Annotated in this window: 20 protein-coding genes and 1 tRNA gene; 7 read left to right on the top strand and 14 right to left on the bottom strand. The window is 41.6% G+C overall.

Features of this window, described 5'->3' with window-relative positions:
- Positions 1-15 precede the first annotated feature (15 nt).
- From H4K34_RS02545 to H4K34_RS02535, 3 genes are read right to left on the bottom strand one after another with little or no spacing between them, the layout of a single operon-like run.
- A complete protein-coding gene (locus H4K34_RS02545) occupies positions 16-2,475 on the bottom strand; it encodes a GumC family protein (RefSeq protein ID WP_210759267.1) in 2,460 nt (819 codons plus the stop codon).
- A 1-nt stretch (position 2,476) separates the two neighbouring features.
- The gene (locus H4K34_RS02540; RefSeq protein ID WP_210759266.1) at positions 2,477-3,295 is read right to left on the bottom strand and encodes a polysaccharide biosynthesis/export family protein; all 819 of its coding nucleotides are present in this window, start codon (positions 3,293-3,295) and stop codon (positions 2,477-2,479) included.
- Complete coding sequence (locus tag H4K34_RS02535; RefSeq protein ID WP_210759265.1) at positions 3,292-4,446, bottom strand: DegT/DnrJ/EryC1/StrS family aminotransferase; 1,155 nt, start codon at positions 4,444-4,446, stop codon at positions 3,292-3,294. Before H4K34_RS02535 ends, H4K34_RS02540 begins: the two co-directional genes overlap by 4 nt.
- Before the next feature lie 162 nt (positions 4,447-4,608).
- Here H4K34_RS02535 and cysD point away from each other — a divergent pair, with 162 nt between their 5' ends.
- A complete protein-coding gene (gene cysD / locus H4K34_RS02530; RefSeq protein ID WP_210759264.1) occupies positions 4,609-5,511 on the top strand; it encodes a sulfate adenylyltransferase subunit CysD in 903 nt (300 codons plus the stop codon).
- 18 nt (positions 5,512-5,529) lie between these two features.
- Positions 5,530-6,798, top strand: coding sequence for a sulfate adenylyltransferase subunit CysN (cysN, locus tag H4K34_RS02525; RefSeq protein WP_210759263.1), 1,269 nt, complete (start codon positions 5,530-5,532; stop codon positions 6,796-6,798).
- An 89-nt stretch (positions 6,799-6,887) separates the two neighbouring features.
- Here the strand turns inward: cysN and cysC are convergent, their stop codons facing one another.
- Genes cysC through H4K34_RS02505 form a run of 4 tightly spaced genes read right to left on the bottom strand, consistent with a single transcriptional unit; the run spans position 6,888 to position 10,870 of the window.
- On the bottom strand, positions 6,888-7,484 hold the full coding sequence (gene cysC / locus H4K34_RS02520) for an adenylyl-sulfate kinase (protein WP_210759262.1): 597 nt from the start codon (positions 7,482-7,484) through the stop codon (positions 6,888-6,890).
- 2 nt (positions 7,485-7,486) lie between these two features.
- Entirely contained in the window at positions 7,487-9,259 is a 1,773-nt protein-coding gene (locus H4K34_RS02515; protein WP_210759261.1) for an SLC13 family permease, read from the bottom strand.
- Positions 9,260-9,267: 8 nt separating this feature from the next.
- Positions 9,268-10,296, bottom strand: a complete 1,029-nt coding sequence (locus H4K34_RS02510) for a Gfo/Idh/MocA family protein (protein WP_281384719.1) — start codon at positions 10,294-10,296, stop codon at positions 9,268-9,270.
- Complete coding sequence (locus tag H4K34_RS02505; RefSeq protein ID WP_210759260.1) at positions 10,289-10,870, bottom strand: acyltransferase; 582 nt, start codon at positions 10,868-10,870, stop codon at positions 10,289-10,291. The genes H4K34_RS02510 and H4K34_RS02505 overlap by 8 nt, the downstream gene beginning before the upstream one ends.
- Positions 10,871-11,108: 238 nt before the next feature.
- On the opposite strand from H4K34_RS02505, the gene H4K34_RS02500 reads away from it, so the two are divergent.
- From H4K34_RS02500 to H4K34_RS02480, 5 genes are all read left to right on the top strand, one after another.
- A complete protein-coding gene (locus H4K34_RS02500) occupies positions 11,109-12,281 on the top strand; it encodes a T9SS type B sorting domain-containing protein (RefSeq protein ID WP_210759259.1) in 1,173 nt (390 codons plus the stop codon).
- 117 nt (positions 12,282-12,398) lie between these two features.
- Entirely contained in the window at positions 12,399-13,706 is a 1,308-nt protein-coding gene (locus H4K34_RS02495; protein ID WP_210759258.1) for a sensor histidine kinase, read from the top strand.
- A gap of 95 nt (positions 13,707-13,801) precedes the next feature.
- Positions 13,802-13,878 (top strand) — tRNA-Asp (locus H4K34_RS02490).
- A gap of 159 nt (positions 13,879-14,037) precedes the next feature.
- A complete protein-coding gene (locus tag H4K34_RS02485; RefSeq protein ID WP_210759257.1) occupies positions 14,038-14,301 on the top strand; it encodes a GIY-YIG nuclease family protein in 264 nt (87 codons plus the stop codon).
- Positions 14,302-14,680: 379 nt separating this feature from the next.
- On the top strand, positions 14,681-15,115 hold the full coding sequence (locus H4K34_RS02480; RefSeq protein WP_210759256.1) for a response regulator: 435 nt from the start codon (positions 14,681-14,683) through the stop codon (positions 15,113-15,115).
- Here the strand turns inward: H4K34_RS02480 and H4K34_RS02475 are convergent.
- The 7 genes from H4K34_RS02475 to H4K34_RS02445 all read right to left on the bottom strand — a co-directional run bounded on the left by H4K34_RS02475 (position 15,112) and on the right by H4K34_RS02445 (position 25,852).
- Complete coding sequence (locus H4K34_RS02475; RefSeq protein WP_210759255.1) at positions 15,112-16,746, bottom strand: ComEC/Rec2 family competence protein; 1,635 nt, start codon at positions 16,744-16,746, stop codon at positions 15,112-15,114. The two genes, H4K34_RS02480 and H4K34_RS02475, sit on opposite strands and share 4 nt — an antisense overlap.
- 278 nt (positions 16,747-17,024) lie before the next feature.
- Positions 17,025-21,449: a hypothetical protein gene (locus H4K34_RS02470; protein WP_210759254.1), complete on the bottom strand. Its 4,425-nt coding sequence runs from the start codon at positions 21,447-21,449 to the stop codon at positions 17,025-17,027.
- A gap of 20 nt (positions 21,450-21,469) precedes the next feature.
- Positions 21,470-22,306 (bottom strand): 50S ribosomal protein L11 methyltransferase, encoded by an 837-nt coding sequence (gene prmA / locus H4K34_RS02465; RefSeq protein ID WP_210759253.1) that lies wholly within the window; start codon positions 22,304-22,306, stop codon positions 21,470-21,472.
- Positions 22,303-23,076: a triose-phosphate isomerase gene (gene tpiA / locus H4K34_RS02460; RefSeq protein WP_210759252.1), complete on the bottom strand. Its 774-nt coding sequence runs from the start codon at positions 23,074-23,076 to the stop codon at positions 22,303-22,305. Before tpiA ends, prmA begins: the two co-directional genes overlap by 4 nt.
- 10 nt (positions 23,077-23,086) lie before the next feature.
- Positions 23,087-24,160: an ABC transporter permease gene (locus H4K34_RS02455; RefSeq protein ID WP_246452179.1), complete on the bottom strand. Its 1,074-nt coding sequence runs from the start codon at positions 24,158-24,160 to the stop codon at positions 23,087-23,089.
- Positions 24,161-25,306 carry a BT_3928 family protein gene (locus H4K34_RS02450; protein ID WP_210759251.1) on the bottom strand — a complete coding sequence of 382 codons (1,146 nt, stop codon included), beginning with the start codon at positions 25,304-25,306 and terminating at the stop codon, positions 24,161-24,163. It lies immediately after the preceding gene.
- 6 nt (positions 25,307-25,312) lie between these two features.
- Positions 25,313-25,852: a DUF1599 domain-containing protein gene (locus tag H4K34_RS02445; protein WP_210759250.1), complete on the bottom strand. Its 540-nt coding sequence runs from the start codon at positions 25,850-25,852 to the stop codon at positions 25,313-25,315.
- Positions 25,853-25,878 lie beyond the last annotated feature (26 nt).

Genomic DNA, 25,878 nt, shown 5'->3' with positions numbered 1-25,878 from the left:
GTATAATGTATTGGATTAGGAGCGGAATCGACGCTTTTTGCCCGATTCTTTATCATCCTCACCATAATAGGCAGAGCCATAACCATAGCCGTAGCCATAACCATAGCCGTATCCATAACCATAGCCATAACCGTAGCCATAACCATAGCCATAAGATTTAGATATGGTAAAGTCATTGATCGTAATGGCGATGTTTTGCACCGACTTGTTTTCATAGCGATCATTGATAAAACTCAACAATTGCTTATCCGTATAACCCTGACGAATCACATAAAAGCTATAATCCACTTTCTTGATCAATTCGAAGGTATCAGCTACCAAGCCTACTGGAGGTGTGTCGAAAATGATGTAGTCAAAATCTTGTTTTAAGATTTCATGCATCTCATCAAAGCGCTCGCTAAGGATTAATTCTGAAGGGTTTGGAGGAATAGGACCTGCAGATAAAATGTACAGATTATCCAGCATACTGGTTTTCTGAATAGCGTCTTTGCATTCCATTTGTCCGGCTAAAACCGTACTTACCCCAAAATCATTACTTAACTTAAAGTCATTATAGATTTTTGGCTTACGTAAATCGAGACCTACCAATACGGTTTTCTTCCCACTGGCCGCCAGAATAGAAGCCATATTGATCGAAATAAAGGTCTTTCCTTCACCACCAATGGATGAAGTAAAGAGCATGGTTTGGATTTTCTTTTCGCCAGCCAGGAAGGAAATATTACTCCTTAGGGCACGGAAAGATTCCGCAATGCTAGATTTAGGGAATTCGGCAACAATTAGGTTGGTACTGCGATCGCTATGACCAATCATCGCCACAATGGGCATATTGGTTATGGATTCCACATCTTCTTTAGAGCGAATTTTAGTATCCAGTAAATCGGTGATTACTATAAATCCAATCGGGATAAAGAGTGAAATAATTATTGCAATGGCAAAGGTGCGCTTTGGATTAGGACTTACCGGGTCTTTATCTACGGTGGCTGAATCTACTACACGTGAGTCTGGAGTGTTACCTGCTAATACAATAGCTGTCTCAGCCTTTTTCTGCATCAAGAAGAGATAGAGGTTCTCCAAAATTTCATAGCGACGCTTAATACGGATTAATTCAATCTCTGTTTTTGGTAATTCGCTTACTTCAGATTCTACTTTCGCTCTTTTGTCTTCCATCATTTTGATCTGATAGGACAATTGATTGGAAACAGAACTGATATTTTGCTTCAAATTATTACGCAGTTTAAAGATCTGCTGGTCGAGCTGACGGAGGCGGGGGTTGTTTTCCAACTGGCCGTAGCTAAGTCGAGAGCGCTCTTGAATTAAGGTGTTTAAATCGCGGATAGCAACGGAAATACCTTCTTCCAAACCTTGCACTCCTAAAGGACTTAAGAGAGCTTCCGTTAATTCAAGCTCGTTATTTTTCTTGGTGATATAGTTTAGATAGCGTTCTTGCGATTTTAACTGAGAAATAGCAGCATCAAGTTCAAAGATTTGCGTAAATAATTGAACTCCTTTGGCGCTCAGGTTTATAGCTTGATTTTCGGATTGGAAGGTTTTTAATATTCCTTCTACGATTTCTAGAGAGTCTTGAAGGCCTATTAATTCTTTAGTGATAAAATTTAAGGCATTTTCAGTGGTGCGGTTTTTACTCTCTAAATTGAAATTCTGGTATTCAGTGATCAATTGATTTATATAATCCTGAATTTTATCACCAACCGGACCTTGCATGCGAATATTGATGGCCGCTGAACCCTCGGAGGTTGGCTCTACTTTTAGTTTTTCAAAGTAGTTAGCAATAAGGTTCTGCTTAGAATTCCAGATTACTTTAACCTTGGGGATTTCCTCAAAATACTTATTGAGCTCTCTGGTAGTAACAATGCGAAATTTTGCGAGTGAATTACTATACCATTGACCTACTTTAAGATCAATAAACTCTGTTTCACCATCTTCATCCATAAAGTCTTCTGGCAGTTCAACTTTAAAGTTGTCGCCATCACGTTCCACGAAATACTCCCCATAAACTTGAGGGTGTAAAGTATCGTATTCAAATTTCCAACCTGGATCCGGGTAAATTTCGGAGCTTTTAATTTTACCTTCTCCGAAATAGCTTATTTCAAAAGGAAGGCTTTCTAAGGTGCGTTCGGTAAGGGTTCGACTTTGAAGAATAACAACTTCATTTTCAAATTCGAGTCGTGGATTGTAGTATCCTACTGCAGACATCAAAGATTCCATGCTGCCTTTTTGGTCGGAGTCGACCATCACCGTTGCTTTCACCTCATAGATACGAGTGGAATAACGATTAATGAAGATCGCAATAACAATCCCAATTAAGAGAGAGCTAATGATAATGGGCCAGGAACCTAAAATACGGTTAAGAATTCGTCTTATATCAAACGAATCGTCTGCTGTAACTTGTTGGACGGGCTGATGCAGTTCCGAAGGGTATCCAGGCTGCTGAAAACGTGCATTTGAATCTTGCATCCTAATTGTTCAAACTGTTTATCGCGATGATTAAGGTGATGGTCGAAGCTAAGACCGAGAGTAATTGGGAAAAGGTTTGGAATCCGGTAGTTCCTATACCAAATGATTTTTGCGGTAAGGGCTTCACGTTGATTACATCATTGGGTTGAATGAAATAACGTGAATCGTTAATCACATTGGCATCAGTAAGATCTAATACAAAGGTTTTAACCCCATCCGGGTTTTGACGAACGATCATTACTTCTTTGCGATCACCAACAATGGTAATATCTCCGGCGGAAGCCAGTGCCTCGAAAATGTTTACCTGATTTTGGTAAACTACATATTTGCCTGGGCGCGCTACTTCGCCAACTATGGAGAAGCGAATTCCCGCTAATTGTACCGTAACATTAATGGATTCTTCGGTAAAGTACTTTTCCAATTCAGTTTCGACCATCGTTTGAATTTCTTCAATGGTATAGTCAACCACCTTCAAATTACCAACAATCGGAATACTGATTTCACCATTTAAATCGATGGAATAGCCTTGTAAGTAAAAAAGGATATCACCGGCTTGCAAAGCATTAGGCTGCCCCATATTGGCGATATTAAATAGCTGAGAAGTTTCAGCATCATAGGTACGAATAGTAATGCTTAAGATGTCATTAGGCTGCACGCGATAGGCATTGCGCTCCAATTTGTATTCTTTGGAAGAACCCTCTTCTTGCTGCAGGTAGGTGAGTCTCTTAGTGGGAACACAACCTATAGCCCCAATTAGCAATAATGAATACAAGGTCACCTTTAGAAAGTGCGACCACAATTTAGACTTGGTTCTTGTCATGAGAAGAATGATTCAATTTTGGTTTCGATTCGTGCCCAGTCGTCCTCGCTTAAATTACTACCGGAAGGCAGACATAAGCCGATTTCGAAAAGTTTGGCAGCTACATCTCCGCCATAGTACTTAGCATTTTGGAAAACGGGTTGCATGTGCATGGGTTTCCATAAAGGTCTAGCCTCTATATTTTCTTCCTGGAGGAAGTTACGCAATCCTTCGCGGTCTTTCCCTTTGTTTTCTGCCGGATCCATAATAATGGAACTCAACCAACGATTACTAAAGGAATTTTCCAGACCCGGCTGCAGTTTAACGGCATAGCCTTTTTGATTAATCCGAGAAAAAAGGTTTTGGTAACGCTCAAAGTTTTTGCGTCGAGCTTCAATATGTTGATCCAGAATTAACATCTGGCCCCTGCCAATACCAGCTAAAACATTGCTTAAACGATAGTTATAGCCAATTTGGGTATGCTGATAGTGTGGAGCATCATCTCTGGCTTGAGTGGCCAGGAAACGAGCTTTATCAATCCATTCTTTGTTGGAAGAAACCAAAGCTCCACCGCCACTCGTCGTTATAATTTTATTTCCATTGAAGGAATAAACTCCCATGTCGCCAATAGCACCAGTAAATGTGCCTTTATAAGTAGAGCCTAAACTTTCAGCAGCATCTTCAAGAATAGGAATGTTATAGGAACTTGCAACAGCTTTAATTTCATCCATCTTAGCCGGCATTCCGTAAAGGTGAACAGGAATTATGGCTTTTACCTTCGCAATTAATCCTTTTTGAGATAGGTCCTCTAAAGCATTATTAAGTGCTATAGGACACATATTCCAGGTCTCTTCTTCCGAATCAATAAATACAGGTTCAGCTCCCCGATAAATAACCGGATTTGCCGAACCGCAAAAAGTGAAACTTTGTACTATGACAATGTCACTTGGACCTACATTTAAAATGTCCAAGGCAATATGCAGTGCGGCTGTTCCACTACTTAGGGCTGCGGCATGCGCAACGCCATTGTATTTTTCAAGATCGGCTTCAAAACCATTTACATGGGGCCCCAGAGGAGCTATCCAGTTGGTTTCAAAGGCTTCATTTACGAATTCCTGCTCTTTACCACCCATATGTGGTGAGGAAAGCCAGATCTTGGTTTTATCGCTCATTGAGGGCTTTTATTTGATCGGACAAAGAAAGTAAATGATTTGAAAACTTTGGGTTATCCCGCAGAGCCTAACTATAATTTAATTCACATTTAATCTAGCTAAAGCCAACTCTTCTAAACGATAACCATTAATTTTGGGCTGTTTTTGAGATAAAGAAACAGAATGCGTTATACATTAACCCACCTTAAGGAATTGGAGGCAGAAGCAATCTACGTGATTCGTGAGGTCTTCGCCCAATTCGAAAACCCAGCCATCCTCTTTAGTGGAGGTAAAGATTCAATCGTTTTAACCCACCTGGCAAAGAAGGCCTTTTGGCCTGCGAAAATTCCTTTTCCATTAGTACACATTGATACTGGACACAACTTTCCAGAGACAATGGAATTTAGGGATAATCTTGTTCAGGAATTAGGCGTGCGCCTGATTGTAGGTTCTGTACAGAAGTCCATCGACGATGGGGCAGTTCAAGAAGAAACTGGTAAGAATGCGAGCCGGAATGCTTTGCAAACAGTTACCTTATTGGACAGCATCGAAAGTAATGGAATTGATGCAGCTATGGGAGGCGCCCGTAGGGATGAAGAAAAAGCTCGCGCTAAAGAACGTTTCTTTTCACACCGCGATGATTTCGGTCAATGGGATCCTAAAAACCAACGTCCGGAACTTTGGAATCTTTTTAATGGTAAGAAGAATATGGGAGAGCACTTCCGGGTTTTCCCAATTAGTAACTGGACTGAAATGGATGTTTGGCAATACATTCTACTTGAGAATATTGCTATTCCTAGCCTATATATTGCACACGAACGTAAAGTAGTATGGCGCAATAATACCTGGTTACCTGTTTCCGAGTACATCACTTTGGAGGATAATGAAAAGGTGGAAACTAAAATGATCCGCTTCAGAACCCTGGGAGATATTACTATCACCGGAGGGGTTGAATCCGAAGCAGATACCTTAGAGAAAATTGTACAGGAAGTAGCTTCCGCCCGTCAAACAGAACGTGGCAACCGTGCTGATGACAAGCGTGGCGAAACGGCCATGGAAGATCGTAAGAAGCAAGGTTATTTCTAATCCCCCAAGCCAAAAAACATGAGTGATAATTCGTATTTAGATATGCAACTTCTCCGTTTTACCACTGCAGGAAGCGTGGATGACGGAAAAAGTACTTTGATAGGCCGTTTGCTTTTTGATTCGAAATCAATTTTCGAGGATCAATTAGAATCGGTAGAAAGCAGCAGTAGTAAAAGAGGCTTGGATCACATTGACCTTGCCCTTTTAACAGATGGTCTTAAAGATGAGCGCGAACAAGGAATTACAATCGATGTAGCTTACCGCTACTTTGCAACACCCAAGCGTAAATTTATCATTGCTGATACCCCGGGACACATCCAGTATACCCGTAATATGGTTACTGGTGCATCTACCGCTAACTTAGCATTGATTCTTTTAGATGCTCGTCATGGTGTAGTGGAGCAAACTTGTCGCCATTCCTTTATTGCCAGTTTACTACAGATTCCTCATTTGGTGGTTTGTGTAAACAAAATGGACTTGGTAGACTATAGTGAAGAGCGTTTCAATGAAATCGTAGCTGAGTATAAAGAGTTCGCCTCTAAACTTAATGTTAACGATATCCGCTTTGTTCCTATCTCAGCTTTACATGGGGATAATGTGGTTAATCGCAGCGAGCATACTGATTGGTATAATGGAGAAACTCTTTTACACACTTTAGAGAATATTCATATTGATAGTGATCAGGATCATGTAAATGCACGTTTCCCGGTTCAAACTGTGATTCGTCCTAAGAATGACGCTTATCACGATTACCGTGGTTATGCTGGTAGAATTGCCGGTGGTATTTATAAGCCTGGGGATGATGTATTGGTATTACCAAGTGGCTTTAGCTCGAAAATTAAATCCATTGATACTTTGGATGGTCCGGTAGATGAGGCATTCTCACCCATGTCGGTGACTATTACTTTGGAGGATGATATCGACATCAGCCGTGGTGATATGATTGTTCGTCCGAATAATCAACCTGAAGTAAGCCAGGATTTAGATGTAATGCTTTGCTGGTTAAATAACCGTCCGGCTCAACCTCGTGCGAAGTATATAATCCGTCATACTACCAATGAGGCGCGTTGTATGATTAAAGAAGTATTGTACAAAGTGAACATCAATACTTTGCATCGTGTAGAGGATGATAAGAATATTTCAATGAATGATATCGTTCGTGTGAAACTGCGCTCTACTAAGCCCTTGTTTATTGATGAGTATAATGATAACCGCAATACCGGCTCTATTATCTTAGTTGATGAGAGCACTAATGAAACGGTTGCAGCGGGAATGATCCGTTTGTAAGACCAATTTAATCTTATAAAAGAAGCCCCTTGAATCTGATTCAAGGGGCTTTTATTTTTTAGGTTGTTCAGGAAGGAAGGCCTGGTGCTTTATAAGCGATCCTTAAGTTGGCTTAAGATTAAATCTACCCCTTCAGCAACTGTCATTTGATGGGTAGGAACTTTTAAGTCAGGATTTATGGGCTCCTCGAAGGGAGAGCTAATTCCGGTAAAGTTTGAAATTTCGCCAGCTCGAGCTTTGGCGTATAAACCTTTCACATCGCGTTTCTCGCATTCCTCAATGGGACAATTCACAAAAATTTCAAAGTAGTTTTCTGCACCAATCAAGTTTTTCACCTTTTGGCGTTCTTCTTCGAATGGAGTGATAAATGCCGTTAAGACGATTAGGCCGGCATCAACCATTAACTTGGCTACTTCACTAATCCTGCGAATGTTCTCTACTCGAGACTGATCAGAAAAGTCTAAATCTGAGTTTAGGCCAGAGCGAATATTATCGCCATCCAAAATATAGGTGTGGTTTCCTTGCTCGTAAAGACGTCTTTCCAGTTCTGAAGCTAAGGTTGATTTACCGGAACCACTGAGGCCCACAAACCAAATAACCATGCCTTTGTGTCCCATTAGTTCATTCCGATCCTTAGATTGAATTTGATGTTGATGGGGAATAATGTGAAGCTTTTCAGTATTCATTTTTAGAGGTAAAAAACTTTAATGTAAAATAGAAATACAGCTACGTAAATTAGACTGATAATTGAACCAATTCGAAAGAAGTCACGAAATCGATATTTTCCTAATTCCATAACCATCAAATTGGTTTGATAAGCAAATGGAGTAATGAAGCTACAAGAGGCACCAAATGCAGTGCTTAAAAACAGAGCTTCATAGCTAATACCTGAACTCATGGCCAGGCTGTAGGCAATCGGAAACATAATGGATACCGCAGCCACATTGGTAATAAATGAAGTTAGTAACCAGGTGGTTATAAAAACAATAGTTATTAAAGTGAAGTGATCCCAGTGATTAGCCCCACTAAAGAGATGATCAGTTAGGATCTGAGCTCCTCCAGAACTAATCAGGCTATCCCCTAAGGCCAATGAAACCATCAGTATTATTAAAAGATCGAGGCTAAGGACTCTGTTGATCAAATCCAGATTTACCATTTTGGTAGCCACCTGAAGGGCCAAGATTAAAAGCAAGGCTTCTAAGAAGCTGAGCACCCCAAAGCTGGATAATAAAATAGAGAGGGCAGTCCCGATTCCAAAGGCCCATTTCGAGTTATTGGATTTTTCGGCTATTTTATGATGTTCTTCTAAAATAATCAGGTCACCAGTATTTGAGCTTCGTTCAATGAAGCGAGGGCCGGCAACCATAAGAAGGACATCACCTACATGCAGGTCAATAGAGCCGATTTTTCCGGATAACTTTTCACCTCTGCGGTGAATGCCAATGATGGCGGCATCATAACGTTGGCGGAATCCCATTTCCTTGGCATTGCGGCGATCCATTTGGGAGTTCTGAGCGACAATGGCCTCAACATAACTGGTGTTTTCAATCAGCTGAAATTCATTGGTTTTAGCTAATTCTAAACCCGGGAACCGATTCACCAGATTATTGATTTGGCCGGTATCTCCAGCAAAGAGTAATACATCATCTTGACGCAGTATCTCTGATGGTGGCACAGGGGCAATTTCGCGGTTTTCACGAATAATTTGGGTGAGGAAAAAGCCTTCCAGATTACGCAGTCCAACCGCTTCAACCGATTGGCCGGTATACTGACTGTTTTCAATCAGTCGCAGTTCAATGAGATACTCGCGACGATTATCCTTTATTTCACTAACCAGGTCTTCTTTATCGCCTAAAAGCTTGGGAGCCAAAATAGCCATGGCTAATATGCCTAATACTGTAATTCCAATTCCTGGCAGGGTGAAGTCAAAAAAGCTCAAAGGTTGCAAACCCGCATCTTGAATTAATCCATTAAGCAAGAGATTAGTGGACGTGCCAATTAAGGTGATAACTCCACCCATGATTGCGGCGAAGGAGAGAGGTATTAATAGTTTGGAAGGAGAGATGCGATTACTTTTACCCCATTGATGCACAAAGGGAATCATCACACTTACCACCGGGGTATTATTCATGAAAGCAGAAAGAATGGCTACAGAAGAGCCCATCCTGACTATAAAGCCTTGGGGAGTTTTTACGCCTTTGAAAATCCGGTTAAGCCCGCCAATTAAATCAAAGGATTCATTGATCCCAGCAGTGATAATGATCAGTAAAAAAATCTTGATAATCGATGGATTGCTTAAGCCTTCTAAGAAATCTGGGGCACTTATAGCACCGCTAATCATCAAGGCTGCTCCTCCAAAAAGGAATACCAGTGAGGTTTTAAATCGATCGGTGATTAAAACCAAAACCAATAAGCCGATAATGATCAGGCTGGCTATGCTATGGTATTCGGGGCTTAGCAAGAGCTAAATTATTCACTAACTGCTTGATACATTCGCTCAATGATGTCAACCACTTTAAGACCTTCCAGGGCATTGGTGGTGATGGGGGCTCTACCTTTCAAAACGTCAATTACATTTTCAATCAAGTAGACATGGTTGGCGGCACTTCCTTTATAGGGACCATAATCATTAGGAGGATTTGAAGCTTTTAGAACCGGCATTTCATAATCCTTTACGTGGCAGTATTCCACTTCATTCATGTATTGACCGCCAATTTTAATGGTGCCATTTTCAGCCAATATGGTGATGCTGCTTTCGAAGTTTTTATCCCAGCAGGAAGTACTGAAGTTTAGAACCCCCATGCCTCCATCGGTAAATTTGAAGCTGAGAATACCTGAATCTTCAAAGTCAGTAGTGCCGCTATGGTTAAAATCAACCATACGTCCTTTGATATCTTCAATATCTCCAAACAACCAGTACATTACATCAATAAAGTGCGAGAATTGGGTAAAGAGGGTACCTCCGTCTAAAGCCTTATTGCCATGCCAATTATCAGGTTTATAATAGCGTGCGTCACGATTCCAATAGCAATTGATTTGCACCATATTGATACGACCCAGCTTTCCACTGCCCACCATATCCTTGATCCAAATGGAAGGAGGGGAGTAGCGGTTTTGCATCACAGCAAAGACATGGCGATTTTTATGTAAAGCCGTGAAAATTACTTTCTCCGCATCGGTTTTCTTTAAGCTGAGTGGCTTTTCAACCACTACATGGTATCCAGCATTTAAACAAGCAACGGCTTGTTCGGCATGTAAACCATTGGGAGTAGCAATGTTAATCGCGTCAATTTCCAGATTGGCCTTCAGCAAGTCTTCCAAAGAAGAAAAAAGAACCACATCCTTCATTTTGGGATCAATACCCAATTCACTGGCAGGGCGAGTATCACAAAAGGCGATTAACTCTGCTTCGGGGTTTTGCCAAATCATTTCAGCATGTCTTTTGCCGATGTGACCACAGCCAACAACAGCAAATTTTATGGGCTTATTTTCAGTCAAGGATTAATTCTATTTGATCTTCATTCAGTTTATAGCCTTGTCCACTTTCAGGACACCGGGCTTCTTGATTTTCATTAAAATGGAGACGATGACCATATTGACTCATCCATCCAATTTGTCGAGCGGGATTTCCAACAAGCAAAGCGTAGGGTTTTACCGTTTTGGTTACTACTGCTCCAGCGCCGATAAAAGCGTACTCTCCAATATCGTGTCCACAAACTATGGTAGCATTGGCCCCAATAGTTGCTCCTTTCCCTACATGCGTTTTCTCGTAGGCATTTCGGCGGTTTACACCGGATCTAGGATTGCTTACATTGGTGAATACCATGGATGGTCCAAGGAATACATCATCATCGCAGCTAACTCCGGTGTAGATCGAAACATTGTTTTGAACTTTAACATTTCTACCAAGCACCACTTCTGGGCTAACCACCACATTTTGTCCGATATTACATTTTTCACCTAAAACTGCTTGAGGCATAATATGGGAGAAATGCCAGATTTTGGTGCCCTTGCCAATTTGGGCACCTTCGTCTATAACAGCAGTGGGATGTGCAAAGTATTCCTTTTCCATTTTGATAAAGATAAGGGCGAAATTAAGAAAGCTCAGGCAGCCTGTAACTTTCTACCTTTCTTTTAATGCATATTTCTATTTTGCAGCATCATTTAGTAAGAATTGCCGACCTATAGGGAAGAATTATAAGATGATGCCTTGAGAAACGTTTAATAATTGCCTTCCCACTTCAGACTAAGTGTGGGTTTTTATATTTTAGCCAATCAGAGAGATTTGTCACCCTTTATGGGGATTATATATGAAGAAGCTAACCCTATTGTTTTTAACTCTCTTGAGCGGAAGCCTGTTCGCGCAGAATTTGGTGCGTAATGGTTCCCTTGAGAACACTGGTAATTGTCCTATCACTGATACTGTTTTTAGTAATTATGTGAACCCTTGGACATTTTACAAAGGTGACCCTGACTTCTATCATCCTTGTGGTTTTCCGGGCAGTGATTCTGCAACTAATAATGCCTTACCCTTTGATGGGGACGGTTTTGCTGGAATCGATGTTTATGGCCTTGAAGGCGTAAATTACAATCGCGAGTATCTTCATGGTGAATTGAAAAAGCCTTTGGAAGAAGGTAAATTTTACCGAGTTAGCTTTTATGTTTTGCCGCGTAACAATGACGATAAAGGCGATTCTTACGGAATCAACAATATCGGAATGTTGCTTACGGATACAGTAATTGACTCTGTTCCTCCGGGAAATGTGATCATGGCCAGTCCTCAAGTAGTAGCGAAAGATGCAATTACTCAGGTGAACTACTGGACTCCAATCTGCGGAATTATCAAAGCAAAAGGTGGAGAGCGTTATATTACCATTGGTAATTTCACCCAAGATGCTGAAACCGATGCAGTCCCTCTAGAAAATGCAGCTAATCCATCCACTGCATACTATATGATTGATTATGTTGAGGTTTTAGAGAATGACTTACCTCAATTGCCTTCTGATACCGTAATCTGCCAGGAAGGTCGTATAGACTTAAGAGTGGCAGGGCCCAATATTTCAGTGCTTTGGAGTGATGAAACCACCACTTCTAATTTCATTATTACTAAACCAGGATTATATACCGCTGAAATTTCTAATGGCATTTGCACCTTTACTGATTCCATTCAGGTGGATGGCGTAAACTGTGAAGAGTGCGTTACCTATGCCCCTAATGCATTTACCCCTAATGGCGATGGTCGTAATGATGAGTTTATTATTACACCAATCTGTGATTCGGATGGCTATTTAGAGCACTATGATTTGCGGATTTTCGATAAATGGGGTCGCAAAGTGTTCGAAACCCAGAGTCCTGACGTAGGTTGGACCGGTAAAAACGCAGAGCATAAAGGAGTATATACCTATACTCTGGAATATCGTTTCAGCAGCGAAAGAGAAACTAAAACCCGAATTAAACGCGGTTTTGTTACTATTCTCAAGTAGATTGATTTTCCGTTAGCACGGAATCTTAATTATCTCAAATACATCCTCTATAAGCTTATTAGTAATTGCGGGATAAAAGTCTATTTTGGTCCCGTTAATCTACTCACTGCTTGCTAAATGGAACAGTACATCTGGAAAAAACTCGGAATTAGCTCGAGCTTCAGTATTGAAGAGCGACTATTCATGAGTACCAGCTTCCTCAGTGCTTGCTTTTTAATCCTCCTGACCTTACCGCTCTATATTCAACAAGCAGGGCGGGCTGCTTTTTATTTACTGGTTTTAGGGCTTAGCTTAATTTCTTGTTATTTATTGGTGCGATTGTGGCGAAGGCTTGGTTTAGCCAAGGTACTTCTCACCTTAGTGGTACTGTTTTTCTCGCATCTCATTTTTCCATTAACCGGTTTCTTCAAGGGGCCCGTGGTTTATGGTATAGTGATGTTTTTTGTTTTAAGCCTAGTTGTTTCCAAAACCAGTTTAGAGCAACGGATCAATTTTATAGTAGTATTGATATTTGGTTTAGACCTAATATTTTATCTGGCCCCGATGCCAGATTCTCAAACCACTTGGGTTTATTTCTTAACCTATTTTGCTTTTACCTGTATTTTCTACCTCGGTACTGTGTATTTAAAGATGATGTACGATCAATCCACAGCTTTGGTAGGCAAACAAAAGCGCGAGCTGGAGCAGATTAGCCAGAAGATGGAAAAGCAAATGGTGGAGACCAAAGAGCTTTCCGCCCAGAAGGATCGCTTATTCTCAATCATTGGTCATGATTTGCGTAGCCCTCTTTCAGGAATTGAAGGCTTTCTGAATGTGATGGACCATGGTGGTGTTCCCGATGAAGAGCGTAAAATTATGCAGAATGAATTGCTGCGATTAACGCGTAATAGTCGGGCTCTTCTAGATAATCTTTTACGCTGGGCCAAAAGAGATACTAAAGCCTATCAAGCATCCAGGATAGACTATCCTAAGCTTATAAAGATGGTAGGGGAGCATTTACGTCCCTTATCGGACGCCAAAGGAATTAGCCTACAGATTTTGATTGATGAAGGGGAAGGTGCGGTTACAGGCGATGCAGATATGCTAGAGATGATTATCCGAAACCTAATTAGCAATGCCATTAAGTTCACACCTAAGGGTGGATGGATTAAGGTTCGCGCTTATGAGATGGAGTCTGAGCTTAGGTTGGAAGTAGAGGACAATGGCATTGGTATGACCGAGGAGCAACGCAAAAAATTATTTTCACCGCATCGAGAGGTTGGATTAGGTACTAATAAAGAGAAGGGGGTAGGCTTAGGCTTAATGTTATGCGCTGAGTTTCTGAATTATATGAATGGCACAATTGAGGTGCGCAGTGTTAAGGATAAAGGAACTTGCTTTACCGTCCGTATCCCGCGTGTCTGGGGCGAAAGCTACAATGTTTAATTTTTTTTAATTTTTTTTCTTGAAGGGCTTGCGTCACTAAAATCTACCCTTATATTTGCACCCGCGTTTGAGAAAACGATGTTCTTAAAAAATCTGGTCCGGTAGTTCAGTTGGTTAGAATACATGCCTGTCACGCATGGGGTCGCGAGTTCGAGTCTCGTCCGGACCGCCAACAATCCAAACCCCCTCAAAGCAATTTGTGGGGGTTTTTTGTTTTCTAAGCTTTCGTAAGTGAGTTGGTTTAAGGAAGAGGTGTCATTCTGCTTTATAGTCACTTAATTGAGGAAAGTCTTGATCAACCAATTTCATTGATTGCCCTTTGGTTATGGGGATGGAAGGATTCTATACCTATATGATTTACTCAGAAAAGTCTGATATAATGTATAAAGGTTATAGCCAAAATGTGGAATTGCGCTTAAGAGCCCATAATGAAGGTCGAAGTCGGTATACTAGGAATAAAGGCCCATGGGTATTGGTGTATTTAAGAAAGTTTGCAAGCAAGGAAGAAGCATTGCGGCATGAGAAGTATTTAAAAGTTCAAAACCGACCTTATTTAAAGTGGCTGGTAAAAACGCCCCAAAATGAACTACTCTGAATACATGCCAGTCATCTCGGCTAGGCCGAGACGAGTTCGAGTCTTGTCCGGACTGCCAGCAATCCCAATCCCATTACTAAAAATTGAGGGCATTTCTAATTCCTAAGAATAAAGGAACGGAACTTCTGAACAAGTACTTAGATCATTTTACTATTAGCATTCGAACTTAGCTTGCATTCAATTCTCAAATCATCTTATATTTGAGGAACTTGAAAGCTTAAAAGCTTATCAAGTACTATAACTCTGCGTCGCTAATTATCAGCTCAATTTATCTGTTCTATAAGCTTATTGTCGATTGTACTAAAACACTATATTTGCGACAGTAAATACTTAGTGTACTTAGTACGCTTAATGAGGGGGCAAATAACACAGGATTAATATGATGGCAACAAAAAATGGCGTAATTGCGGAGGAAGAACGAATACAGCTTGTAAATCGATCCATGAGTCATTTTTTAGAAGGAAAAAGAGTATTACTAGCCGGTGCCAATGAGGTAGACGAAATGTTACTTCGGTATATGGTGGTAGAAAGTGGTGGCGTTTTAAACGTAGCTAAAAGCATTGAAGAAATGCGTAAGACCCTAAGTAAAAGTCGTTATGACTTAATACTGATGAACTCGCGTCTCGACAATGAAAATGCTATGGGCATCTTACAGCAATTGCGTAAAGAGGGCCTGGTAAAATCCCCAGTGGTAGCTATTAGTAGTAATGATTTAGTAGGTAGAGCAATTCACAATGGATTTGCCTATGTGCTGCGTCGTCCGCTAGAGAAACGTAAGATTTTAGCAGCGCTAAGCGCAATCTTCCAGAACTAAGGTATTGTTAGGTAGCCTTTACGGCAACTTCTAAAGGATATATTCAAAGCCTGGCAATAGGATTGCCAGGCTTTTTCTTTTTCTAGTGAGAACCCGGTGTAAACTACCAGAGCAGAATCTTTAACTTCCATCTGGGTCTGATCATTCACCAGTATTAGGCTATTAACAGATAAAGGAGAAGTGAGAATTATCTGGTCTTTCTCCTCCTTAATATTTAGGTTTTGATCTATATAGGGCAATGAACTTAGCTTTCGCTGAGAAGTTTTGACTTCACCTGCATTTAGATGATACTCTGTTGAGCCAGTTCTGTAGACCAATTCCCTGTCATTTCCAGAGTAGATCACCAAGCTTTGAGCGGTCACCATCTTTTGATAAAGACTTTGACCATAGCTAATGATTCCCAAACACATTATTAAAGCGATGAACTTTTTCAAGCTAAGCCTGGAATGAATTAGCCAATAGGCTAAAAGGATATAGCTCAGGGTACAATTGAACCAGGAAATATTCCACTGGATCTGGGCATTAGGGAAGCTGCTTATCCAGGCGCTAATCTTGCTCATGTACTCCAAGGCTATCGGAAAGCTGTCGCGGAAAAATGAAAAGATGGGGAATGGGTCCAATAGAAGAACCAATAAACCTGCGTACATAATTAGGCTCATTAGGGGTAGTACCAAAAGGTTGGCCAACAAAAAATAAAGGGGAAAACTTCCGAAGGTATTTAGGCTGATGGGAGCCGTAAATAATTGCGCTGCAATGGAAACATAAATAAGCTCTTGAACAGATTTCAAAGGCTGAAATTTGAAGCTGTGCCAGGCTTTCATTTTAGGAACCAAGAAAAGTATTCCAATTACGGCAGAATAGCTTAAGAGAAAGCCCAATTGTCGTATTAATAAGGGTTGAAACCAGAGCAGAACCAGAGCGGAGGCCCAAACTGAGCTTAAACCACTACCGGGTCTGTTAATGGCTTTACCAATAGCTAAAAAACTAAAAAGAGTAGCTGCACGAAGTACGGAGGGACCAGCTCCGCTTAAAAAGCTAAAAGCCCATATCCCTATAATGCTTAAAATGCAATTCAGGATTCGGAAGTAGGGCAATGCCTTAAGTGGTTTTAAGAGGAATTGAAGTAAAAGATATATCATTCCCAAATGCAGCCCGCTAACCGCTAATACATGCATTAAACCTGCGGCTCCAAAGTCTTGTCGCATCTCAGAGTCTAGGTCTCCTTTTAAGCCCAGAAATAAGGCCTTATAGAGTGCTTTGTGCTTTTCTGCCCAGGGCCAGGAATCTATCCTTTGGGCTAGTGAATTTCGATAGTTTACCAGAAGATCCTTGAAAGTGGCTTCCGACTTTATTTTAGCAATTCGCTTCCAATGGAGACGAGCAATAAGATTTTGATTCTGGAGATAGGCTTTAAAATTAAATTGATCAGGACGGGAAGGGCCGGAGATAGGTATTAGATCTCCATCCATCCAAAATAGATCACCAGCTTTCCAACGGGCGCAGATACTATCCGAACTCAGACAATAGTAATTTTCTGATGATTGCGAAAAATGGATTTGATACTTTTCTCCTTTCTTTTCAATATAGTTCAAGCGGATTACTGCTTCCAAGCTCTTTCTATCCTCCAACATTTTTGGGGGAGCCAAGAGCAATCTTTGCAGCATTAAAAAGCTCAAAATTAGTAGAGCCAAATAGCCCTTCCAGGCTTTTCTCAGATATGAAATTCGAGCATCCATAGAGAGCCTAAAAAGACCCCAGCAAGGATGAGAAGGATTGTTATAGAATTGGAGAGATAATCCACCCTACTGAGGTCTGTTTACAGACTTCTCGAAAGTAGGAGCCGCTTATCTTTTCGAAAGTGCAGGATATGCCTTTTAGGACCTAATAAAAGCGCATTTTGAAATGAGCTTTATTGATCTTCAAAACTATCGAAGCGACGAATAAAACGATTCATTTTTCCCTTGGTACTTATACTGTACATAAATGGTGGCATACCACGCACTTCATTGCGACGGTCTTTGATATCCATTTCCTTGAGTAGGGTCATAAACTCATCATTGGTGGTATATATCCCCATTTGATTTCGCTTATAGTCGATATATATTTCATCCGAACCCAAATCAAGATAAATGTAAATCTCATCTCCACGGCGTTTTCGCTGGATTTCCACATAACCTTCCACCTTAGCATTAACGAAGCTTTCTCCAAAGCCTGCAATTCCGATGGGCCCCTCACTTAGGAAGGATATAGACTCCGGAGTCCAGTTCATGGTTAGCTCCCCGAATAATAAGGTTTGTCTTAAATCATCCGGAACTTTTTCAGGAGCACCAAAAGCATTTACTTCTTCACGGAATTTTTCCAAATCCTTGGGCTCTAAGCGATATTCCGTAGCGATTTCAAATGCTTTACGACCAATGTTCACTCCTTCACCATCAGCATTATCAGTTACTATCTGAGCAAATTTTTCCAAGAGATCTTTAGCAAAGAAGAACTCCATACCCATAGTTAGGTCCAATTGCATTTTATCCGTATTCAAATCATAGCTGATCAGTCCATAGGAATTAATATTCAGCTGACTTTTACCATCCCCTAAACTCATGGCACCTTCCCCTTCCATGGTACAGTTCAAATTATTGAAGCGAAGGATATTGATAGGCAGATCTGGATTCTCGATCTTTTCTCGCTCAGTGATTACATAACTGCTTATCGCCTCATCATAGTAAAGCACCCCATTGGCAAAGAACATTTGCTTATCGGTAGGGCGTACCTCCTGACTAAGGAAGGCAGCGTATCCACTAATCGTGTCGGAGGCCAAGTAAATACCATTGGCCAGTAACTTGGTCTTGTCTTCCGAATCTACTTCGGGTAATTCAATAAGAATATTAGCTGGATCAATTAAACTTTCGAAGTTGAACCAGTTGGTACTGATCGCATCACAATCCGCTTCAATATGGGTGTATCCTCTAAAGAGCAATTCCTTACGATCGGCCCGCATTCGCACATTGCCATAATAGGCAAAGAATGGACTGAGGTAGAAAAAGTCTTCCTGACTAACTTGAGCGAAACCAACGGTGGTACCGGTATCTACCTTTAATTCTTTAAAGTGAATGGGCCAGGGAGTACCATCTTTATCCACATACTCATAGTCTCCTTTACCATGGTAGTAATTAGCAGACTTAATGTCGATCGATGCTCCATAGATATTATGGAATTGATCCACTAAATCAGCGCTAATTGCAGCATTAGTAAGGGTACGCATAACCGCATTGCTATCAATGGCCACATAACCGGTATCGGGATATATATAAGCGTCCGCAACAATAATTTCAGGAACCTTAAAGGACTCTAGCAGGGTGTTTTCCAAATAGAATTTAGAGTGATCTGCCAAGAAGCGCAGCGAATCTTGATGCGGATGTACGGAAATCATTTCCGATAAGCCAGCACCACTTTCTTTACTAAGGTCGATGGCCTTTTGTGGAATCTGCCATAGAGCAAAATCCATATAGGCTATATATTTATTTGCTGTTAAGCTGAAATATTGGTCGGTATTAAGCAATCGGAATTCTCCTTTTTGCTTGTTGAAATCAATATCTGCTTGAGCACTGTCTACCCCAAAACCCCAATCAGCATCTGGATTTGCTCGAACACGGAAGGCAGTATTAGGGGATAGCAATTTTCTACTTTCGAAGGTATAATCCTTAGAGCGTGTTTCGGCATCTAAAAATTCATTTAGGCCTCTCCCTTTTAATCCGGTAGGAGAGTGGGCCAGGGTTCCGCTAGTACGCATTCCCATCGCATCATACAAAGCAAAAGGTTGTTCCATACTACTGGTATAGAGCACATCATTATAGGGTTCCCAATGCAGTTTACTTTGATCTATGGTAACATGGGGATTAGATCCTGCACCCCCAGTTTTTTCAGTTATCTCATAAGAGCTCGTAATTCCATCTGTACTATCCGGAAAGAAGAAAAATTCTTCAGAATAAGCGACAGAATTCAAATAATCGAGCTTTCCGTTTCCACGTAAGCCACGGTTGCTTAGACTTAACTCTGCTGTATATTGACCTTTGCCGCCATAAGTTGGGAATCCACCCGCCGGAGTTTGACGGGTAAAGCCTAAAGAGTAGTCCTCCTGAACCTTGATAAATTCTTCAAATTCGGGGAAGATATTAGCAGAGGTTAAAGTACCATCGAATGATAAACCGGTGGTGGAGGTATTGTCCAAGCTATCAATTTCGAAGGGCTCCAAGGTTACATAAAAGTCCTCTCTATTGTAGACCCCATCGAAAATGCTGGGTTTATCATAATAGATATACGAATCCTTCGCGGAGGTGAAAATGGGATATTCGGAGAAGTAGCCTTTACCGGATTTATTATTGGGCTTATCAATTTGTAGGTCTCCAGTAAGATCTTGTAATACGGTTTTAACATCCACTAAGTATCGCTGCCCTAAGGCATTGGGTTCAAAGCTTAATACCTTAAAGCGCATGGAGTCGATATCAACCATGGCAATTCGGAATTGCTCATAATTGAACTTGAATTGATTTCCCCAGAAATTAAAACGTCCGGCACTAATCTGCCCGTCGAAGTCAAAGTTCAGGTCCTTGTGAATTATGATCTTTTCATTAGCAGGGAAGAGTCCTACCCTTTGAGAATCGGAAAGAGTGATGGCCTTAATACCTTCTACTTGCATGGCATAGTCTTCCAGGCTTAAGGTAGCATTGGTACCGTTTTCTAGACGGGATACAAACTGAATTACATCAAAGTCTCGCAGGCCTTTGGCGTTCAAAATGTATTCAAAAGTTTTATCCTTGATATAGGCTTCACGGGTTTGCACACTGTAATCGATAAAGCCCAGTACCGAAAAGCGCATCAGAAATCTGTGGGCATCGCTACGATCCATTTTAAGGTGGTAGGCAATGTCTTCATCGGTAAAGCTGCGGGTGCCTCCCATTTTTTGGGAAAGTCTTTGTAGCATAACCAAGGGATGGCTACTGCTCATTCCCCGCAGGTCATCAAAGCGCCTACCCCGATAGTAGTTTTTACTTTCAAAAACCACCGGAGAGGTAGAGCCCATATTTAAACTCGAAATCCTCATTCGTGGACTACCCACGTCCCAGGTTATGATGTCGAACAACATATCCAGATTATGATAGGTATCTGAGAAGATGGCTGAGCCCATGCCTTCATCATTACGGATAAAGCTAAATTGCTTTTTCTCTGGCAGGTAGCGCATGGTAACCTTAGGATGGAAAATACTGTCGCCATTGCCAAGGTAAATTACGGCCTCAACATCTTCAGAATAGACCTTATCTCTGCGCAGCCAGAAACGACGTGAAGTAGCCTTAATAAGAACCGTATCCTTATAATCCAACATAATGGTAGCCCGGCTGTTACTGTCATTTCCTCCCCCATAAAAGCGATCGCCAATTATCGAGAAACCACCCTTGAATTGAGCATAAGGCAGGATATAAGGAACGTATAAGTCGTTGCGATAGGATCGGAAACGCGGAAAAGTGGCATGGCCTGTTTCACTTTGACTGGTTAATTTTTCATGCCAACTGCCTTCTACGGCTTGGTCTAGGTAAAAGTTGGTATGCAGAGTAACCGAGTCAATTTCCAGTTCGGCTTTGGTAACATCGAAAGAGTACTTCACAATATCCACATAGGCGGAGTCTTGTGTTAAACCGGCCCGGGTGAAATATCCGGTACCCCCTAGGCCATCAAATTGATATTGGCGAGGTCTGAATTCACCTTGTGTTCCTTCAATTAGGGTACTGTCATTTTTATAAAAGCCCACTAAATCGGCAATGTCAAAGCTAAATACTGGTCCGTTTTCAAAACGATATTGGCCGATTCCACCCACTATTTCCCAGCGTATTCTCCCATCATCATAGAGTACCTTGCGATGGATGACATTGTAAAAGGTGGCGAGGTAAACCGAAGATTGCTTCGCGGGTCTCTTGCTAACTTCTTCAAAATCCTTGTAAAAGCGTTCCAATTCGCCTTCAGCCTGCTCCTGCTTAAACCAAACACTAATGCGCAGTAAATGGGCCCAGTCCTCAAAATCGCGCATTCGCTTGCGCAATAGACCATTGCTCAAATCATAAAGAAGGGCGGCTTCTTCATCCGTAAATTGATCAATGAAGAGGCTGTCAAAGTCTCTACTGAGGTGTTCTATGGCTGTATCCTCAAGATTAGAATTCTCATCTTCCCAAAACTGCTTCAACTCTTGTAAATAAGTGGTCTTTTCAGGCGTAAAGCGTTTAAGGCTCTGACCTTGAAGGGTCATAAATGAGCTGCAGAGAAAAATAAAAATGAGGCGTAATCGCATCGGCAGAGGGTATTTGGGAATTAGGGCTTTTGATAATGAACGCATTGCCAGCGTTCTTCTTCTATACGATGTCGAAATTCTAGTCCTTGTTTGCGAGCTTCTTCATCAATTAGCTCAAAATCGTGGGCGAAAAATCCACTGAATAAAATCGATCCACCGGAGGCCAGGGTGTCAACATAGGCCTTCATATCTTCCAATAAGACATTACGATTGATATTCGCTAAGATCATATCGTAGGCTCTGCCAGTTAATAATCCAGCATCGCCCCATTCTGCTTTTACTTTATCGGCATTATTGCGTTCGGCATTTTCGGCGGTATTCTCTACTGCCCATTCGAAATTGTCAATAGCATCTATTTCCGTAGCACCCAATTGTTGAGCAAGGATGGCTAAAATTCCGGTTCCAGTACCCATGTCTAAGACCTTCTTTCCTTTGAAATCAAGGTCGAACATAGCTTTGGCCATTAATCGAGTGGTATGATGATGTCCCGTTCCAAAGGACATTTTAGGCTCAATCACGATTTCATGGTCGTAGCTTCCGCTGATGCTATGGAAGGGGGCACGAATTAAGAGACGTTGCTCTAAACTTACCGGTTCATAATTACGCTCCCATTCTTCATTCCAGTTAATGGTTTCGAGTTTTTCGGAGCTGTAGCTGATTTCAAATTCGTCGCCACTAAAGAGAGGAAGGGCTTCCAATTCTTCTGCATCGAAATCCTCTTCCAGAATATAGGCCTTCAGTCCTTTCGGACTCTCTTCAAAGCTGTCGTATCCCAAATTGTCTAAAAGAGCTAAGAGGATATCACGACCGGGTTCTACCGGGCTAATCTGGAAATCGAGGACCAGGTAATTTTTCATCGTAAAATAGATTCACCGATTTTAATAAGCTCTAGGAAGGAGTCAATTTGGATGGAGGCACCACCAATTAGGCCACCGTCAATATCAGGTTGACTAAACAAATCCTTGGCATTGGATGGCTTTACCGATCCACCATAAAGAATGGAAGTTTCATCGGCTACCGTTGCAGAGAACTTGCCAGTTAAGAATTTACGGATAAAGGCATGCATTTCCTGAGCTTGCTCTGGACTGGCCGTTTCACCAGTTCCAATCGCCCAAATGGGTTCATAAGCCAAAATGATATGTGGAATTTGATCAGCATTGAAATTCTTAAGACCGGCTTCTAACTGCTTCTCAATATGTTTAAAGTGAATACCGGCCTGACGTTGTTCCAGGCTTTCTCCTACACAGAAAATAGGGTAGAGGTCGTATTCCAATGCCTTGTGAAGTTTGGCCTCCAAAAGGGCATCATCTTCACCAAAAATTTCCCGACGCTCAGAATGACCAACTATTACTAATTCTACCCCAGCATCTACCAGCATACTGGCACTAATTTCACCGGTATAGGCTCCATTTTCATGTGCACACATATTTTGGGCTACCACCGAAAGTTTGGTGTTCGTAGAAAGCTTTACCGTTTGCACCAATTGGTGAGCGGGTGGAGCAACAATTACATCTATGTGTTTGGCCGGATTTGCATTTAAATAGTCATCACTGGCTTTAACCAAAGCGGCTCCCTGAGCCAGGTTGAGGTTCATTTTCCAGTTGCCGGCAATAATTTTACGTGCCATTTTATTTCAATTAATTACGTACTCTGGGGTCGACCCAAGCGTACAATAAATCTACAATTATACTGATCACCACAAAGGTAATCGCAATCAGTAGTACTGCCCCCATCACAAGAGGTAAATCCAATTGATTTAGAGCGTCTACAATTTGTTTCCCTAAGCCATTCCAACCAAAGATGTACTCCACAAAAACGGCTCCAGCCAACATCGATGCAAACCAACCCGAAGCGGCAGTAATAACCGGATTAAGGGCATTACGAAGGGCATGTTTTCTCAAGATAGCGGCCATGCTTAATCCCTTAGCCCGAGCGGTTCGGATATAATCCTGCCCCAATTCTTCTAGGATTGAGGACCGACTCAATTGAATGATTACCGCCAAAGGACGAATGCCCAGGGTTATAGCCGGTAATATCAAATTAGACCAAGCAATGTAGCGCCCTTCACCATAGAGGTCGGCTTCGTAAAGACTGCCGGTCATATTGAGACCCGTCCAGGATGATAGGAGGTAACCAAATATCCAAGCCATTAAAATGGCAGAAAAGAAGGAGGGAACGGACATACCTAGAGTCCCGAAAAAATTGATGCCGCTATCAATCCAGGTACCTTTAAAACGAGCGGCCAGCATACCTAGGCTCAGGCCCAGGAGCAAAGCCAGGGTCATCGCTGCTATTGCTAATACTAAGGTATTGGGGAAGGTTTCACTTAAAATGGTACTCACTTCTTTACCTTGAGATCGGAAGGAGGTCCGTAAATAGGGGGCTTTCAAACAAAGGGCTCCACCACCTATTTTAAAAAGCACGATGGGCTCTTTTTGATAACGCTGATAATTACTGAAATCTTCAGGATTGGCACTATGCCATGAAAGTGGGCTCAGGTCATTTAAATAGTGAAGATACTGCTGGCTAATGGGCAGGTCAAAACCGTACTTGGCTTTAATTCGCGCCAATTGCTCACTGTCTTCTCTTTGATCTAGCATCATCCTCGAGGGATCGCCTGGTAATACATTAAAAAGAAAAAAGACAACGGTAATTACACCCCACATCACCAGGAGGCCATACCAGGTTTTATTCCAGATAAAACGCAGCAATTATTTCCAGCTTTGGGCCAGGTCTTCAAAAGCTGGCAAGTCCTGAGCATGCCATTTTTTAACGATCACACCTTTCTCCAGCATCACTATACCTGGATTAGCCCGAATAATGGTTTTGGCGGTGGTGCCATCGATAATGCCGAAACTAAAGCGCAAAGACCAAGCTTCACTTTTTTCAGCGGCCAAAGAAGGTAAGCTGCCCGTAATACCAATAAATGGAATTTCTTGATCGGCGGCAGCTAAGGCAAACTCGTTTAAAGGAGCATAGGCACTGCTGTCGCTTTTATTAAGATCATAAGCTACCAGCACAAAAATGCGCTCGGCTGCCAATACTTGATCCGTAACATCATTGCCATTCATTTCAATGCTGAAGTCGTGGATAGGAGGTTCATAACCTTCGCTTAAAAGCACGGTTTCACTCTCATCACTTTGAATTTCCCATTCTTTTTTCTGCCACCAGCCCTCACTGATATAATTTTGGGAATTCACCTTCATGCTCTCTTCGGTATTGGCATTTTTTAAGGTGTAGATGGTAGCGTATTTAGGTGGCTCCAAATTCAATTCCTCGGCAGATTTCATGCCTTCCACAATGCTTTTTCCTTCGGCATAGGGACGGAAGTCTTTAAGCGGTAGATGCTCTAAAACATAGTAGCCTAAGGCAATACATCCCGCCAAGGAAAGGCTCAGTACCACATTTTGGCCACCGGGGCCTAATAGAGGTTTTATGTATTGACGATTAAAGAAGATCAAGCTTATTAATACAGTAAGAACGATATCCTTACCAAAAGACTGCCAGGGGGTTAAGGGAATGGCATCACCAAAGCAACCGCAATCCGTTACCTTATTAAAATAAGCGGAATAGAAGGTTAGGAAGGTGAAGAAGACAATCATTAAAAGCAAAAGCCAGCTGGTAAGGTTTACCCATTTACCAAGCAGTAATGCAACGCCAAGGATCACTTCTAAAATAACAATGAAGAGCGCCAAAGGCAGGGTATAATCACTTAGGAAGGTGAGGTTTAGAACATCGGGAGCAAAATAATCGCCCAACTTAAAGGCGAAACCCATAGGGTCATTGAGTTTGATCAATCCTGAAAAAATAAATAGGGCACCCACCAAGAGGCGCGATATCTGAGTGATCAATTTCATAGTGCTTTAATTTTCATTCATTTTAATGAGCGCGAATACTGCATAGTTTACCATATCCAAGTAATTCGCGTCGATCCCTTCCGAAGCGATGGTCTTACCGGCATTATCTTCAATTTGCTTGATTCGAAGAATTTTTTGCAAAATCAAATCGGTGAGAGAAGATATTCGCATATCGCGCCAAGCTTCGCCATAATCATGGTTTTTACGCTCCATCAAACTTTTGGCCACAGTAGCCTGAGCATTAAAAACCTCCAGGGCTTCGGCTTCATTTAAATCCGGTTCTTGGGCAATGCCTCTTTCTATCTGTACCAGAGCCATCAAACTATAATTGATGATTCCAATAAATTCACCATCCATATGGTCATCTACCAATTGCACTCCTTTATCTTGGATACTTCGCAGGCGATTGGCCTTAATGAAGATTTGATCCGTTAAAGAAGGTAATCGTAAAATGCGCCAGGCTGCCCCGTAGTCGCGATGTTTTTTCAAGTATAAACTGCGGCAATGTTCAATTACCGAATCGTACTGTTCAGAAGTATTCGCCATTTGATAATTTCGCTGCGATTAAAGAT

The sequence above is a fragment of the Croceimicrobium hydrocarbonivorans genome, from assembly GCF_014524565.1.
GTDB classification, from domain to species: domain Bacteria; phylum Bacteroidota; class Bacteroidia; order Flavobacteriales; family Schleiferiaceae; genus Croceimicrobium; species Croceimicrobium hydrocarbonivorans.
This window is presented reverse-complemented; position numbering and strand designations above follow the sequence as displayed.